Origin of the sequence: Microcoleus sp. MOSTC5, assembly GCF_036701825.1 — a bacterium.
Lineage (GTDB): Bacteria > Cyanobacteriota > Cyanobacteriia > Cyanobacteriales > Microcoleaceae > Microcoleus > Microcoleus asticus.
The window spans coordinates 42,955-58,542 of record NZ_JAUBRK010000052.1; the positions used below are offsets into that span (position 1 = coordinate 42,955).

The 15,588-nt window shown below is 45.9% G+C and carries 9 protein-coding genes and 1 pseudogene; 6 read left to right on the forward strand and 4 right to left on the reverse strand.

Annotated features, from left to right (window positions below; genetic code table 11):
* Positions 1 to 502 precede the first annotated feature (502 nt).
* The 3 genes and pseudogenes from QUA54_RS24795 to QUA54_RS24805 form a co-directional block, all read left to right on the forward strand.
* Entirely contained in the window at positions 503 to 2,131 is a 1,629-nt protein-coding gene (locus QUA54_RS24795; protein WP_333416724.1) for a hypothetical protein, read from the forward strand.
* A gap of 81 nt (positions 2,132 to 2,212) precedes the next feature.
* Positions 2,213 to 3,181 (forward strand): arsenosugar biosynthesis arsenite methyltransferase ArsM, encoded by a 969-nt coding sequence (gene arsM / locus QUA54_RS24800; RefSeq protein ID WP_333416725.1) that lies wholly within the window; start codon positions 2,213 to 2,215, stop codon positions 3,179 to 3,181.
* Between the two features lie 120 nt (positions 3,182 to 3,301).
* Positions 3,302 to 4,900: pseudogene (locus QUA54_RS24805) on the forward strand (GAF domain-containing protein); the annotation flags it as partial.
* Positions 4,901 to 5,009: 109 nt separating this feature from the next.
* Here the strand turns inward: QUA54_RS24805 and QUA54_RS24810 are convergent.
* On the reverse strand, positions 5,010 to 5,486 hold the full coding sequence (locus QUA54_RS24810) for a DUF2726 domain-containing protein (protein ID WP_333416726.1): 477 nt from the start codon (positions 5,484 to 5,486) through the stop codon (positions 5,010 to 5,012).
* Positions 5,486 to 6,205, reverse strand: a complete 720-nt coding sequence (locus QUA54_RS24815) for a hypothetical protein (RefSeq protein ID WP_333416727.1) — start codon at positions 6,203 to 6,205, stop codon at positions 5,486 to 5,488. The genes QUA54_RS24810 and QUA54_RS24815 overlap by 1 nt, the downstream gene beginning before the upstream one ends.
* A 295-nt stretch (positions 6,206 to 6,500) precedes the next feature.
* On the opposite strand from QUA54_RS24815, the gene QUA54_RS24820 reads away from it, so the two are divergent.
* The gene (locus QUA54_RS24820; protein ID WP_333200952.1) at positions 6,501 to 8,141 is read left to right on the forward strand and encodes a thioredoxin-like domain-containing protein; all 1,641 of its coding nucleotides are present in this window, start codon (positions 6,501 to 6,503) and stop codon (positions 8,139 to 8,141) included.
* 338 nt (positions 8,142 to 8,479) lie between these two features.
* On the opposite strand, the gene QUA54_RS24825 is transcribed toward QUA54_RS24820, so the two are convergent.
* A complete protein-coding gene (locus QUA54_RS24825; protein ID WP_333416728.1) occupies positions 8,480 to 9,280 on the reverse strand; it encodes a circadian clock KaiB family protein in 801 nt (266 codons plus the stop codon).
* A 61-nt stretch (positions 9,281 to 9,341) separates the two neighbouring features.
* The gene (locus tag QUA54_RS24830) at positions 9,342 to 10,634 is read right to left on the reverse strand and encodes a type IV pilus twitching motility protein PilT (protein ID WP_333188569.1); all 1,293 of its coding nucleotides are present in this window, start codon (positions 10,632 to 10,634) and stop codon (positions 9,342 to 9,344) included.
* Between the two features lie 305 nt (positions 10,635 to 10,939).
* On the opposite strand from QUA54_RS24830, the gene QUA54_RS24835 reads away from it, so the two are divergent.
* Together QUA54_RS24835 and QUA54_RS24840 are read left to right on the forward strand one after the other, a co-directional pair.
* Entirely contained in the window at positions 10,940 to 12,337 is a 1,398-nt protein-coding gene (locus QUA54_RS24835; RefSeq protein ID WP_333416729.1) for an amidase, read from the forward strand.
* A gap of 298 nt (positions 12,338 to 12,635) precedes the next feature.
* Entirely contained in the window at positions 12,636 to 15,389 is a 2,754-nt protein-coding gene (locus QUA54_RS24840; protein WP_333416730.1) for an NHL repeat-containing protein, read from the forward strand.
* The last annotated feature ends 199 nt before the right edge of the window (positions 15,390 to 15,588 follow it).

The following is a 15,588-nucleotide window of genomic DNA, read 5'->3' on the forward strand; positions in this document are numbered from 1 at the left end:
TCGTCTCCCCAAGCATTTTGCTTCTTTGAAGAAGCCAGGTTCCCAGTGTCGTTAACAATGTCGCTGGGTACTGCCAACTCTTCTCACCAGATGAGCCGCCGATCGTGTCCCTGAGTTAGGTTAGATGCGGCTGCTCCTTTTGAGGGAGTTTTATGAATTATAAGCTTGCTAGAGGAGTATTAATCCCTTGTTAACAATACTTAAAAAAGCCTCAATTCTTGATGCAATAACGCCTTTAATTTCCATAGTCCCTCGAAAAAGTCAAGGGGTAATGCCATTAACTTTACAAAACTAAAAGATAAGGTAATTGAGGAATACTGATTTGTAGAGAAATGTTTCGGACAACGGCTGCGAGAGTTAATAGTCTGAGAGGATGGGTTCCCCCTGCAACATCAATCCGGGTTCCTACGAGCCTCCCGAATTCCCGATCGGCAATTCCCAAATACTAAATTCGGTTTTGGGCTATAGTTCCCTATGAGAAGGCTTCTAGGAGTATGGTTGCGTGATTGGCATCAATTGGCACAGAACGGTTGCGGGCAGGCTGCTGGCATTGTTCGCAGCAGCAGTATTAATTTTGGGTTTAGCAAGCTGTGGCGCGGGCCATCCCGAATTGCCCAAATCAGGGAACAAGAGCGGCTCAGATACCGCCCAGATGAACAGAATCTCAGAGGTTTCTCCCCCAGAAGCCCTTCAACAACTGCGTCAGGCTCTAGAAATCTACCAGCCTCAAATTAGTATTTTGAATCCAAAACCTGACGAAGTGCTTCAGGATACAAATGTGCCTGTTCAGTTCCAAGTTAAGGGCTTGCCCATTTTCAAAGATCCAAACTTGGGTTTGGGCCCCCATCTGCAAGTTTTATTAGATAACCAACCTTATGCACAAGTTTACGATATCAACCAACCTTTAACGCTCTCGGACTTAGAACCCGGAACCCATACCCTGCAGGTGTTAGCCGCTCGCCCTTGGGAAGAAAGCTTTAAAAACGAAGGTGCGGCGGCCCAAACCACCTTTCACGTTTTTACCAAAACAGACGACAATAATCCCGATCGAACATTGCCCTTATTAACGTACAACAGCCCCCAAGGCAGCTACGGGGCAGAACCCATCCTGCTCGACTTTTACTTGACAAATGCCCCCCTGCACGAAGTGGCGCAAGAAAATTCCCAAGATGAAATACTCGATTGGAAAATTCGAGCCACAGTCAACGGCGAAAGCTTTGCGATCGACCAGTGGCAACCTATATATCTTAAAGGATTCAAACCAGGGAAAAACTGGCTACAGCTAGAATTAATTGACGAACGGGGAAAAATCGTCAAAAACGCCTTTAATAATACAGTCAGACTGATAAATTACGAACCGCTCGGTCAAGACACTCTTTCAAAATTACTGCGAGGCGAACTAACAGTAGCAGAAACTCGCGGTATAGTTGATCGCGCCTACCAAGCCCCCGAGCCCACACCAACGCCAACCCCCGAACCGAAACCGACACCTGCATTAGAAAAAACACCAGTTGTCCAACCCTCACCAGCGGTTCCAGAAACCCCAGTTACCCAACCCAGCTTAGAGCCAACAGTTGCTCCCGAAGTTGCTCCGGTTCAAATAATAGAACCGACGCCAACAGCAACCCCGCAACTCGAAGCGCCAAAACTTGTAGAACCAGTTCCAGTAATAGAACCGAAGCCGACAGCAACTCCAGAATTAGAATCATCAAAAGCTGTAGAACCAGTTCCAGTAATAGAACCGAAGCCGACAGCAACTCCACAGTTAGAAACCCCCACAGTTGTGGTTCCTGTTAAAATAATAGAACCCACAGCAACAGCATCTCCCGAAGCAAAAAAACAGGAATATAAAGGATACTACAATCGGTTTCGCAACTTTTTGCGTCAAGTTGTCGAACCTGCTACTCCTTCAGATTCCCCAACTCTGCCAGAAATAACAAAAAAAGCTCCTGTACCAAAAGTAGTCGCTCCTACGATACCAGAACAATCTCCCAATCTTGTACCGACAGCGCCACCAGTTACCACAGAAACTCCTAGCCAGCCAACCCCCAACTTAGCTGCTCCCGAAAAAACAGTTTTAGAACCCGAAAATCAGCCAAAATCCGAACAAAAAGTCGAATTTGCCACGTAACAAAATCTTTCTGAGCTTCTTCGTGGCATGGGCGTCCCGCCCGTGCTGCATCTGCGGTCAAAAATTAAAGGAAACCCAAAAATGACCTACCTAGAAACAGCAGCCCAATTCTACAGCGATGTTGCCGAAACACCCCAAATCGGACTTTGCTGCGTCCAAAGCAGTCCCTTGCAATTGCCAGGATTAAAAATTCCCGAACAAATGCAAGAAATGAATTACGGCTGCGGTACAACAGTCCACGCCGCCGAACTTGTCGGCAATCCAGTCGTGCTTTATGTAGGCGTCGGCGGCGGTTTAGAAGCACTGCAATTTGCTTATTTTTCTAGACAAAAGGGAGCAGTAATTGCCGTCGATCCGGTTCCAGCAATGCGAGAAGCGGCTGCACGAAACTTGCAAATTGCCGCCCAAGAAAATGATTGGTTTGATGCGAGTTTTGTGGAAATTCGTGAAGGCGATGCTTTTGCGTTGCCAGTGCCGGATGCTTCTGTAGATGTTGTCGCCCAAAACTGCTTGTTTAATATCTTTGAACCTGCGGATTTAGCTAAAGCATTAAAAGAAACTTATCGGGTCTTAAAACCCGGTGGCAGGTTGTTGATGAGCGATCCGATCGCAACTCGCCCCATTCCGCAGCATTTGAAAGAAGACCAACGCTTGCGGGCCTTGTGTTTGTCGGGCGCTTTGACATACGCAGAATACGTTCAACACCTTGTAGACGTTGGTTTTGGGCAAGTCGAAGTGCGGGCGCGCCGTCCTTACCGATTGCTCGACAAACACAATTATCAGTTAGATGCGGATTTGCTGTTAGAAAGCCTGGATTCGGTGTCTTTCAAAGTGCCTGTACCCGATGATGGAGCTTGCATTTTCACTGGCAAGACTGCGATTTATGCGGGGTCTGAAGAGCTGTTTGATGACGGGGCGGGTCACGTTTTGCAGCGGGGCGTGCCGGCGGCGGTATGCGATAAAACTGCTGGGAAGTTGGGGGGATTAATGCCCAATAAGGTGTTAATTACTGATTCGACTTGGCATTATAACGGCGGCGGTTGCTGTTAGATTGATTTCCGAATCTGGAGGTAGCGTTCACCGCAGAGATAGCTGCCTCTTTCAACTATTTTTACTGATAGTTATCTCTGGACTATACCTCATAAAAATTATCAGAGGAGTTATTATATGAGTATTTTAGATGTGTTAAAGAAAGAGAGCTTCTCGGTAAGTATGAAAAATATTTGTTGCGAAGGACATCAAGAGCGTGAAATTCTAAAACTCATCCTGTCCTACCTAGATAATATGATTGACCAGCGAGTATTTGATGCAGTCATTTATGAAAGGTTGGAGAAGATTACTCTAGAAATAGGGGAATTGTTGAAGGCAGATAGAACCACAATTTTTCTATTTGATAAAGAGCAAAATGAACTGTGGGCAGTTGTAGCTAAAGACGAAAATGGCAAAAATTTAGAGATCAGATTTCCCGCTAATCTGCGCATTGCGGGAGAAGTAGCCACGGAGAAAAAAGTTGTAAATATTCCCTATGATTTCTATGATGACCCACGTTCTGTCAACGTCAAAAAAATTGACGGAAGAACAGGATATCGCTGTTATACAATGCTGGCGATGCCCCTGATAGACGAAGAAACAGGCAAGTTAATCGCAGTAGTTCAACTCATTAATAAACTCAAGCCGAACCACAAAGATTATGGTACTTTAAGCGAACAGATTGACAAGGTTGGGTTTACTCAAGCAGACGAAGAAAATTTTAGAGAATTTGCCTCGTCCATTCGCTTAGTTGTAGAGTCGTCCAAATCTTTCTACGCCGCAAGTCAAAGACAACGGGCCGCGACAGCGCTGATGAACGCCGTTAACGCTCTTTCTCAGAGCGGTTTAGACTTAGATGATACCTTGAAGCGGGTGATGGATCAGGCCCAAGAACTGATGCAAGCCGATCGCAGTATCTTGTGGCTACTTGACGCAGATAAAGATCAACTGTGGACGAAAATCCCGATCGCCGGCGATCTTAAAGAACTTCGCATACCCAGAACCGCCGGTTTTGCAGGTATTGTGGCTCAATCCGGCGAACCGCTGTTGATTCCCTTTGACGTGTACGACGATCCCCGCGCTGCAACTTCCAAAGAAGTGGATCAAAAGTCGGGGTATCGCACTTGCAGTATGCTGTGTATGCCGGTGTTTAACTCCAACCACAAATTGATTGGCGTCACCCAATTAGTTAATAAAAAACGAAAAGGAGAATTCCCCCCCTACAACCCCGAAGATTGGCCGCACGCCCCCGAACAGTGGAAAGCGAGTTTCAATCAAACCGACATGGAATTTATGAAGGCGTTTAACATCCAAGCAGGAGTCGCCCTGCAAAACGCTATCCTGTTTTCCGAGGTCAAACAACAAGAAAACAGACATAAAGATATAGTGCGATCGCTCCCTAGTGGCGTCATAACGACAGATGAAAAAGGTAACATTATTACCGCTAATGAGCGAGCTAAACAATTGCTAGGTGCTAGCGAGGGAGAAGTCGTAGAGGGTGTATCTTTGGGTGATTTAATTAAAATCGAGAATGATAGTTTTAGTCAATGGTTAAATGCTGCTTTGTTACCCGAAGGCGATCGAGATAGAGAGCAATATTACCCCAATCTGGTTCTATTGCCATTGCAAGGAGAACCGCAGAATATTAATCTGTGGGTTAACTCAATGACAGACGCGATCGAACCGACCAAAATTAACGGAGTATTGGTTATTTTGGAAAATAACCGCAGGGAAAACCAAGGATAAAATTTGGGAGAAGCAAGAAGAGTGTATTGTTGGTGAACCCGCCCAGAAGCCATATATTAATTAGCTTGGTATTTTCGGACATAAATAACCTAACTATTCCTAGTTACCAAGCTATAGCCGGGACTTGAGGCGCGACTGATTCCCTGCAATACTGCGTGATTAGCCCTTGGGCATTTTCTCTGTTTTGTCCTGTGAATAAATTGAAAACTACTTCTTTATCTTGAGAGGAGAGATATAACAAACCACACTTTTTTACCCGCGAATAAATTAAGGGAACTTTGGCAAACTCAAGTAAAGTAGCTTTTTTGCGATCGCGCTCTCTGGCTTCTGGGCTATCGTGGTATTGAGACTGAAACTCTACTACTAGGCAAGGATTGTAATTCAAGTCTGTGATTAGAGCATCCACAGCACTGCTAAATAAAAACTTTTTTAGTTCCCAGTCAAGGTTGCTGACTTGTTCGCAAATTTGGGATAAGCTAACCTGTGTATGGATTTTATAGTTGTTATCTACACAGGTATGAAGGAACTCAAGCATTCTTTCTTCGTAAGGGTTAACAAGTCTTTTGGCTTTGACAGACATTATTGTGCCTCTAGGATAATTTTTGCAAAGTGACCAAGGAACTCTTCTAGAACTTCTCTTGAACTGATAGATACTTGCCATGCGTAGGGAAACAGTTTATCTTCCCTGAGTATGACGTAGCTGTCCCTATTACTTAATGTTTCAAGGGGAAAATTTTCATTTTCTTTAAGGGAAATATTGAGAATTGTGCGTTTACAGGAAGCAAAAGAAACGTTAATTTTTTGTGGTATATCAGAATAGTCTATTAGTTGTTCTATAATTTCATTTATATAAAAATTTCCCCTTGTTTTCCCTTCTATTAGGCTAGAGAACCGCGGATCGATTAAATTTAAAAAAAGCTCTTTTTTACTGGGTAACACCCAGATTGCTCCTGCTGTAAGTTCAGGTTCTACTTCTACCAAGGTCCAATACTTAAAGCTGAGTATATGTTCGTCTAAGAGATCTTGACGAATAGAAATAAACAAACTATCCTTTCGCTCTTGAAAAACAAGTTGATAACGTTTATCCCCTTTCCCTGGCTTCTTAACTCTGTATCCTATATATTGAGAGGTTCGCTTCTCCTCAAACTTTTCGTAGAAACCAAGTTCCTTTAACAAACTAATAGCCAAAGACATCAAATCTTGGCCACCTTCAATAACTTGAATATTGGTTGCAATCAGGCGGGGTACCCCGTCTTCTACCTCAAAACGCTGGATAAGATCGTAGATAATTTTGGACATTTGCTATTTCCTAAAAACCTTGGCTAAGGTTCCTAGACCTAGCTTAAACTTGCCCTCCAGAAATGTCAAGCATCTTGGCTAAGATTTTTAGATGTTAATTACAGAGGGATTTTTTGAGTATTTATACGCAACAAGGACAGTGAGGCCCGATCGCATCCCTTGCCCCCCTCTTTTGCCACAGCCATCTGGGCTGTCTCCAAAAGCCCAGGTTTAACCCGCTTTTTCCCCATGCCGCTAAACTTCCCGCTAAATTAAAGAAGTAAAAAAATCATTCACCCCCTACCAAGGAGATGCCATGCCCCGCGTCAGAGCACCAGAATTCCCCGGAAACTACCCCTGGCTGAACACCGAAAAACCTTTATCCATTGAATCTCTAAAAGGGCGCGTCGTCCTCCTCGACTTCTGGACATACTGCTGCATCAACTGCTTGCACGTTCTGCCCGACTTAAAATACCTCGAACAAAAATATAAAGATTCCCTTACGGTTATCGGCGTTCACTCGGCCAAATTTGAAAACGAAAAAGAAGTAGAAAACATCCGCCAAGCTATCCTCCGCTACGATATCGAACATCCTGTAATCGTTGACAGCGGCATGAAAGTTTGGCAAAGCTACGCGGTTCGCGCTTGGCCGACTTTAATGGTGATCGATCCAGAAAGTTATGTCGTTGGCTTTGTTTCCGGCGAAGGCAATAGAGAAGCACTTGACGAGTTAGTTGGTAAGTTAATTGCTGAATACAAAGATAAAAATGCACTTAACTTTAAACAACTCAGTTTTCGCTTAGAAAAACAGCGCAAACCTCTATCAACCCCGCTGGCTTTTCCCGGTAAAGTGCTGGCATTTGCCATCACTGCAACGGAGGCAAAACACCTTCACCAACATGAAGCTCTTTTGGGCGAAATGACTGAGGATAATGAATTTGTAGATGAAACTGTATTGCCCGGGCCTGCTAACTCGGTTCAACAAAACTTGGTCGGTTCTTGCTTGTTTATTGCGGATTCGGGACATAACCGAATTGTTGTGAGCACTACCGAAGGCGATGTGCTGCACGTCATCGGTACCGGCAAACCGGGTTTAACCGATGGGGGCTTTGAAGAGGCGGAGTTTTTTGCACCTCAAGGTATGGCTTTTGATGCAGAAAGTCAAATTCTTTATGTTGCTGATACGGAAAATCATGCTCTCAGAAAAATTGATTTTACGACTCAACGAGTGGAAACTGTTGCTGGTACCGGGGAACAAAGTCACGAAATTGCACCGGGCAGCGGCAAGGGTTTAGAAACCAAATTGAACTCGCCTTGGGATTTAGAAAGAGTTGGAAATAGACTTTTTATTGCAATGGCGGGTTCGCACCAAATTTGGGAAATGCAATTAGACACTGGTACGATCGGCACTTATGCGGGTATTGGCCGAGAATCCTGTGTTGACGGGAGTCTTGCAGAATCTGCTTTTTCTCAGCCCAGCGGCCTCGCGACGGATCGATCGGAGTTGTTTGTTGCTGATAGCGAAATTAGTTCGATTCGCGCTGTGGGTATTGATGAAGACCCGAAGGTGCGTACTGTTTGCGGTAGCGGTGAATTGTTTGGTTTTGGGGATAAAGATGGTCGCGCCGATGAGGTCAGGTTGCAGCACTGTTTGGGTGTTGAATACGCTCAAAATTACCTCTGGGTGGCTGATACTTACAATCACAAAATTAAGCGGATCGACCACCGGGGCGGTACGTGCAGAACGATGATTGGAGACGGTACAGCAGGTTTGGTTGATGCTAAAGGTCTTAAGGCTCGATTTTTTGAACCTTCAGGGTTGAGCGCGATCGGGTCTCACTTGTTTGTTGCTGATACGAACAATCATGTGATTCGGCGAGTTGAGTTGGATACGCTGGAAGTCACAACTTTGGATTTCACGGGTTTGTGTCCTCCTGATGTTTGTCTTCCTGATTGAGCCGATCGACCTTTTTCACATCAGGCACCGTTCTCAATTATCCTGATTGCCAGATTGATTGGGGTAAGGTAGGGTGCTCTTCGGCGCACCTTACCACAATTTTCAACCAAAGTAAGTTAGCCTAATGATTCGCGGCGAGTGCAGTCTCTCAGCAGCAATTCAGTCTGGATGCAGAACCTCTATATTTATGGTGCAGGGCAGAAGAACAACTGACCGATATAAGTAGAGCGTTAAATCACTTTTTGCGTCCACCACTGAATTGCTAGATGTTGTTAATGCCAGGGCTACTCAACGCGCGATCGCCAGTATTAAATAATCGCAAAAATCTTCGCCCAAATCTAAAATTCCGAATATCTCAGCAGCCGAATTATTTTTTCATCATCGTTCAATTCGCCGACAATTCGCCGCACGGGTTTCGGCCAGATTTTAATCAAAGTAGGAGTTGCTGAAATCTGATCTGCCTCAGCTTGTTCTGGATGTTTTAAAACATCAATTACTTTCAAAGTGTAGGGACGATCGAGGCATTGCTCTAAGAACTGGTGTAAAGTTTCGAGGGTGCGTTCGGTGCTGGGATTGCTGCCGGAAACAAAGAGGCGCAAAACGTACCCTTGAGTTTGTGGCGGTGGGGTGAGTGCTGTTTGTTTGGGAAGCGGAGTCTGCTGCGATTGCGGGAAGGATGAGGGAGATACGATCGAACCGATCGAGTCCGATCGAGCTTCGGGGCTGGCATACTGTACAACTAAGTCGTGATTTTCCCAAAGTTCCGGGAATTGTTGGTGATAAGTAGCGATCGCCATCGGTTCGCACATTTCTTCGCTGCGGGGATGCCAAACCAAGTCGCCAGTCCCAAAAATGGCATTCAGCAGGGTTTGATGTCGCAGCACGGGAGGATAAGCCTCGGCAGCAACCCGCACCTGCCGATCGCCTGGATCGAGCCAGCAGTCAACGGTTGCGGTATAGCAAGGTATGAGAAAATGCGGCGGTTCCGACAAACCGAGGATCTCCTGTAGAGCTACGCACAACTGCAAGTGCCACCGAGTTTGCTTGCGGGAGTCTATGCAATAGATTAAGTCTCCCCCGGGTGTAAACAGCGCAATACCTTTGAAAAATTCTGGCAAAATCGGGCGATCGACTTTCAAGGAAGTACACCAATTAAAGTTAACAGTTAACAGTTAACTGTTAACTGTTAACACTCCACCTTTAGACTCGACCTCGGAGCATCTGAGCCATTTCGTTCGGGAACGGCGAGTTCTCTACACAAAGTTCTTCAGTAATCCGACCTTCTTGATAAAGACCGTAGAGCGACTTATTCATCGTCGTCATGCCTTCATAAGTATCTTTGATCATGATTTGATTGATTTCCTCATTCTGGCCCTTGAGAATGTATTCCTTAACCACGTCGGTATTGATCATAACGTCGTGGAAAGCAGCCCGCTTCCCGTCTGTGGTTTTGCACAGCAGTTGAGCAATAATCGCCACTAGGGATTCGGAAATGGAAACCCGTATGGCATCCTGTTCTTCGGCCCCGAACATATCAAGAATCCGGTTCAGGGTCTTAACCGCACTGTTGGTGTGCAAGGTTCCTGCAACTAAGTGACCGGTTTGAGAGGCTTTGAGGGCGATTTCTACCGTCTCTCTGTCCCGAATTTCTCCTACTAGCAGCATATCCGGGTCTTGTCGCAGAGCGCCTTTGAGAGCGCTCATAAACTTGAGGGTGTGCCTGCCGACTTCCCGGTGCTTGATCAAAGATTTTTTGCTTTCGTGTACGAATTCTACGGGGTCTTCGATCGTGATGATGTTGTAGGCTTTATTCTTATTGATGTAGTCGATCATCGCGGCCAAGGTGGTAGACTTACCCGAACCTGTCGGGCCTGTCACCAAAATCAGCCCTTTGTGGTAGCCGCATATTTTCCTAAATACCTCAGGCAGTTTCAATTCCTCCATTGTCAATATTTTGGCAGGAATTAGCCGCAGCACCATCGCTGGGCCGGCCAAGGAGTCCATGCAACTGATCCGGATGCGGACGAAGCCGAAGTCGAAAGCGCCGTCAAAGTCTAGGGTTTTTTGGAAAATTTCTACTTCTTCATCGCTCATGCACTCGCGCAGCCAACCAAAAAACGTATCTAAATCCGTCGGTGGATAGCCGATGTCGGCAATCTCGCCCCGGGTGCGGAAGCGGGGAACTTCGTTTACTCCGAGGTGAAGGTCGGATACTCCTTCTTCTTTGGCTCGGATTACTAGCTCTTTCAAACTCGGAGATCCGCCGCTGCTAGAGTTCGGGTTTTTAGGTGTGGCGAAGGATTGCGGCGGCGGTGCTGGTGCTGGTGCTGGTGCTGGTGCGGGCGGCGGTGCTGGTGCTGGTGCGGGCGGCGGTGCTGGCGGCATTCCTGCTGCTCTGGGGGGCATCCCTGGAGCTGGAGGGCGGGGTATTCCGGGCAGTGGGGGAGCTCCGGGTACGGGCGGGCGAGGAGCTGGCGGATGCTGTTGTGTCATATGCGCTACCTTAAGTTGGTGAGAAGGCTGACTCGAACAGATGATTTGTGGGAGTTGGACAATGCCGATCGCCATTGTGCGGGTCTTGCACAAAAGCTTGACTGTTCTACTCAGTCTATCCTAAGAGGGAGTCATAATGCTGCACTACTAAGGAAATATTATGCCAATTGGAGGATGCGAGCGCTCTCGCTCTACGGCGGAATATGGATTTTCTACATTTTTGGAAAATTTTTTTAATGAAAAGAGTTTTCCGCAACCAGTAAGTATAAATTGATACTTTAGCCCACTATTAAGGACTTAAACCGATGAATTCTGTCGATCGGGCTTTTACTCCAGCTCTGGAGTTGGCGGAGTCGATCCGCACCCTGGAAGTGTCGCCTTTAGAAATTGTCAATCTCTACTTGGAACGGATCGATCGATTAAACCCCGAGCTGGGCAGTTATTTTACTGTAACGGCCGAGCGGGCGATCGCCCTGGCTAAATCTCAAACCGAAAAACTAGCTGGGTTAAACAAGCCACAGGAATTGCCACCTTTTTTCGGAGTGCCGATCGCCATTAAAGACTTGACACCCGTTACCGGCCTTCCCTGTACCTACGGCACTCAGGCTTTGCTGGGTAACATCTCTGCCTACGACGAGTCAGTGGTCTGGCGGATCAAAGCAGCGGGATTTAACATTCTGGGGAAAACAGCAACCTCTCAAATTGGCTCATTACCTTACACCGAACCAGAAGGTTTCCCACCGGCGCGCAATCCCTGGAATTTAGACTATACGCCCGGAGGTTCCAGCGGAGGCTCAGCGGCGGCTGTAGCAGCGGGTTTGTGCGCGATCGCCCAAGGTTCAGACGGCGGCGGTTCGATTCGAGGCCCAGCTTCCTGCTGCGGTTTAGTGGGCATTAAACCCTCGCGGGGGCGAGTTTCCTGGGCACCTGTCGGAGATTACCTCAGCGGCATTTCTGCCAACGGCCCACTGGCGCGCACTGTAGCTGACGCCGCCGCACTTTTGGACGTGATGTCAGGCTACACAACAGGCGATCCGTACTGGCTACCCGATTCAAATCCGACGTTTTTAGAGGCTTCCCGTCAAAAGCAGGGCAAGCTGCGAATCGCTTTTTCTACGACTATTTCCCCTGTGGGCGAGGTTTCGGCTACCTGTCAGCAAGCGGTACTCGAAACAGTAAAATTATTGACAGATTTGGGTCACGATGTCGAACCTGGATGCCCGGATTTTACGGGTTTAATCGAACCGTTTATCGCAATTTGGCAGTCGGGGGCGGCTGCAAGCGGCATTCCAGGCCCTGCTTTGGAACCGATGAATCGCTGGCTGTTAGAAAGAACTATTTCGGCTGGGGAATATTTGCGGGCGGTGAATCAAATGCAGGTGATTTCACGGCGGATTGTGGGATTCTTTGAAAAATTTGATGTGTTAGTTTTGCCGACTTATATGCACTCCCCCATCCGGGTTGGGGAGTGGGCAGATTTGAGTTTTGAAGAAACTTTGCAGCGGATTATTAATTGGATTGCTCCTTGTCCCCCGTTTAATGCTAGCGGTTTGCCTGCGATCGCACTTCCTGCTATTTTAGATGACAACGGTTTGCCCGTGGGAATTCAAATTATCGGGCGACCGGCAGCGGAAGCAACTTTAATTGCTTTAGCGGCGCAGATGGAAGCGGCGAAACCTTTCCCGGTTTTAGATTTTAAATAGGGAAGAGCAAGGGATAAAAGCACGTTTCCCTTTTTTAGGGGTATGCCAAATCAGGATTTGTCCGCGGGGAACTAGAAATCCGGTTTTTGGCATAAATTTCTATTGACTGTTGAGTGTTTGACATTTGAACAATACAGATGCAACGGCAAACGAGAGGATTGAGAAAGGGGACAAATTTCAGGTTAAATTCTTGTAAAAGATAAGGTACTTCTTATTAAACTCCTTGAATTTTTTGGGAAAAAGTGTAAAATTTAGTCAAATTCATTCTAGGTCGCGGGTGTATCAAAAAAAATAGCCTATGTTTAAGACAGCAGGACTGTTTGAAGAAAACCCTATTCAGGGAAATATTGCGGGTGTTTCAGCGGAAATACTAGACTTATTCAGTAATTTCGATCGCTTAAATCGGATCGGCAAAATTGGCGTCGGCGATACCAATGGTTTATTTGATACCAGCTACGATTTGACTCAAAAACCCGATTGGCCGGCTGCTGCGACTGGTAGTGCGATCGACCTTTTTGAGCCATTCACCGACTTCGGCCTCCAATCGTCAGGAGGCGACAATCTTAAAGTTGATAGTAGTCTAAAATCCCAGACCGGTGTCTCCACTCAAGTTCAGACAGACGAACTGACAGGGATGGATTTTGCTGTTGGTGATAGTGGTGGCGGGTCAGAACTCACCCTATCCCAAACTTCTTCCCTATTTCCTGATGAAAACTGGGCTTTCAATTTTACAGATTACACCATCGATCACCAAGGCTTAAACACCCTAAAACTCAAAGTTGGTTACGGATTAAAACCGGGAATTACCCAGAACGAATATCCCGATTTTGTACCCATTTACCAAAGTATTGATAACTTCCTAGTTAACTACCCGAACGAAACAGATTTTTGGGAAATTGTTAACAAAAATTTGACGGAAAAGGTGCTTAATGAAAATCCGGTATTGACAGATGTTACGATTCAACTTGAAGTTTTGCCAACGGAGATATTGCCTTACGATCTAGCAAGTACAGTTTTCCGCAGTCGTTCCGGTCAAATCAAAGAAGATGCTAATTTTTCCTTAAAAGACTACGCAATCAATCACCAAGGATTAAATACGCTCAATCTCGATGTCACTTACCAGTATAAGCCGGGAATTGCTCCCAATGAATATCCCGATTTCGTGCCAATCTACAATAGCATTGATAACTTTTTAACCACCTATCCGAACGAAACAGATTTTTGGGAAATTGTCAATAAAAACTTAACTCAAAATATCCTCAGCGAAAATCCTGCCTTGGCGGCAATTAAGATAGATTTCAACGTTTTGCCAAGCCAAAACGTGCCCTACAACCAAACCAGCAAAGTTACTCGCACTCAACCCAGCAATCCTCAAGGAACTTTCCTAGTTGGCAATAGCAGGGGAAATAATGTACTTCGGTTAGACGGCAATACCGGCAATTTTATAGGCGAATTTATTTCACCGGGAAGCGGCGGCTTGTCCAATCCAGATACGATCGTTTTTGGGCCCGATGGCAATGGCGATGATAAGTCGGACATTTACGTTAGTAGCGGCGAAAAGCCCGGAAATTCTGGAGAACCGACAGCATCTGCGGTATTGCGGTATGACGGAATTACGGGCGCATTTATTGACAAGTTTGTGGGCGATAATCCGAACACGGCGGTCGATGAAACTGGCGGATTGTCTCGCCCTTACGGTTTAGCTTTTGGCCCTGACGGTAATTTTTATGTCAGCAGTTTTTTGAGCGACCAAATTCTCCGATATAACGGCAAAACAGGACAGTTTATTGATGTATTTGCTTCGGGAAATCAGCAAGCGGGAGGATTGAATGGCCCGAACGGTTTACTGTTTGCTCCTGACGGCAATTTGTATGTGACAACGCAGGGGAGTGTTGCTCGCAATGGTAAAGCAGATTATAGCGCAAGTTTCCCCAGTCAGGTGCTGCGTTACAACCCGCAAACCCGGCAGTCAAGTATCTTTGCTTCGCCCGATCCTTCGCCTCGGAGTCAGGGATTTGCAAGTCTTTTGGGAATGGCAATCGGGCCCGCTGACGGCGACCTTTATGTCAGCGATTTTGCTAACGATATCAGGCGCTACAATTTAAAAAGTGGGGAATTGGTAAAGGTTTTATCTACCAATTATACTGATACTTCGCCCAGTAGCAATTATGTAGGTAGTTTGGCCTTTTCGCCGATCGGCAATTTGTTTGTAGCGGGCTTTGACAACCGCGCTAATGCTAACGGTGCCGGCGCGGTTTTGCGGTATAACGGCCAAACTGACGAACCGCTGCCAATATCGGGGAATCCGGGGTCGAGTAACAGTTCTATTTTTGTGCCTCCCGACAGCAAGCTAGAGCGTCCAATAGGAATTGCTTTCTTTCCGTCCGATGCTCAACTGGCGCAGAAATGGAATTTTACATTGGCAAATTACCCAATTAATCATCAAGGGTTAAACAACCTGAATATTGATGTAAATTATAAGTACCAAGACGGGATTCAAAATTATCAGTATCCTGATTTTGTGCCTATTTACAAGAGCATTGACAATCTTTTAGTTAACTACCCGAACGAAACAGATTTTTGGGAAATTGTCAACAAAAATCTGACCGAAAAAGTGCTTTCTGACAATCCGGCAATTTCGTCTGTGACGGTTAATTTGGAAGTTTTACCGACCAACCAATTGCCTTACGAGCGCAGCAGTACCGTTACTCGCACTCAAGATGATAAATTAGGCGAAGCATGGGATTTCAAGCTTCCTAATTACTCGATCGATCACCAGGGTTTGAATAACCTCAATATTGATGTCAAATATCAGTACAAACCAGGAATTACGCAGGATGAGTATCCAGACTTTGTGCCGATTTACAAAAGCATCGACAGTTTCTTGACTAATTATCCCAATGAAACGGATTTCTGGGAAATTCTTAATAAGAGTTTGACGCAAAAGCTGCTAGCCGAAAATCCGGCTTTGGATTCGTTGCAAATTAATCTGGAGGTTGTGCCGACAAACAGATTGCCTTACGAGCGAGCTAGTATTGTGTCAATCGCTTAGCCTATAATTGAAAATTAGATGGACAAATCTTGACAACAAATATATACTTAGCTACCGTAAAGGTACGGTTAAGTACGTTGCGTAGAAACCAGGTTTTTTCGCGTCCAAGACTAACCCATTTTGGTAGTAATAAATATGTAGTGAATTTTAATTACACTAATTGAATACATAGGATATTTTTATAACTCACACAATCAAG

Coding starts and splice junctions, on each gene's coding strand:
- arsM (WP_333416725.1), top strand. CDS start 2,213: ATGACCTACCTAGAAACAGCAGCCCAATTCTACAGCGATGTTGCCGAA.
- QUA54_RS24810 (WP_333416726.1), bottom strand. CDS start 5,486: ATGTCTGTCAAAGCCAAAAGACTTGTTAACCCTTACGAAGAAAGAATG.
- QUA54_RS24815 (WP_333416727.1), bottom strand. CDS start 6,205: ATGTCCAAAATTATCTACGATCTTATCCAGCGTTTTGAGGTAGAAGAC.
- QUA54_RS24820 (WP_333200952.1), top strand. CDS start 6,501: ATGCCCCGCGTCAGAGCACCAGAATTCCCCGGAAACTACCCCTGGCTG.
- QUA54_RS24830 (WP_333188569.1), bottom strand. CDS start 10,634: ATGACACAACAGCATCCGCCAGCTCCTCGCCCGCCCGTACCCGGAGCT.
- QUA54_RS24835 (WP_333416729.1), top strand. CDS start 10,940: ATGAATTCTGTCGATCGGGCTTTTACTCCAGCTCTGGAGTTGGCGGAG.
- QUA54_RS24840 (WP_333416730.1), top strand. CDS start 12,636: ATGTTTAAGACAGCAGGACTGTTTGAAGAAAACCCTATTCAGGGAAAT.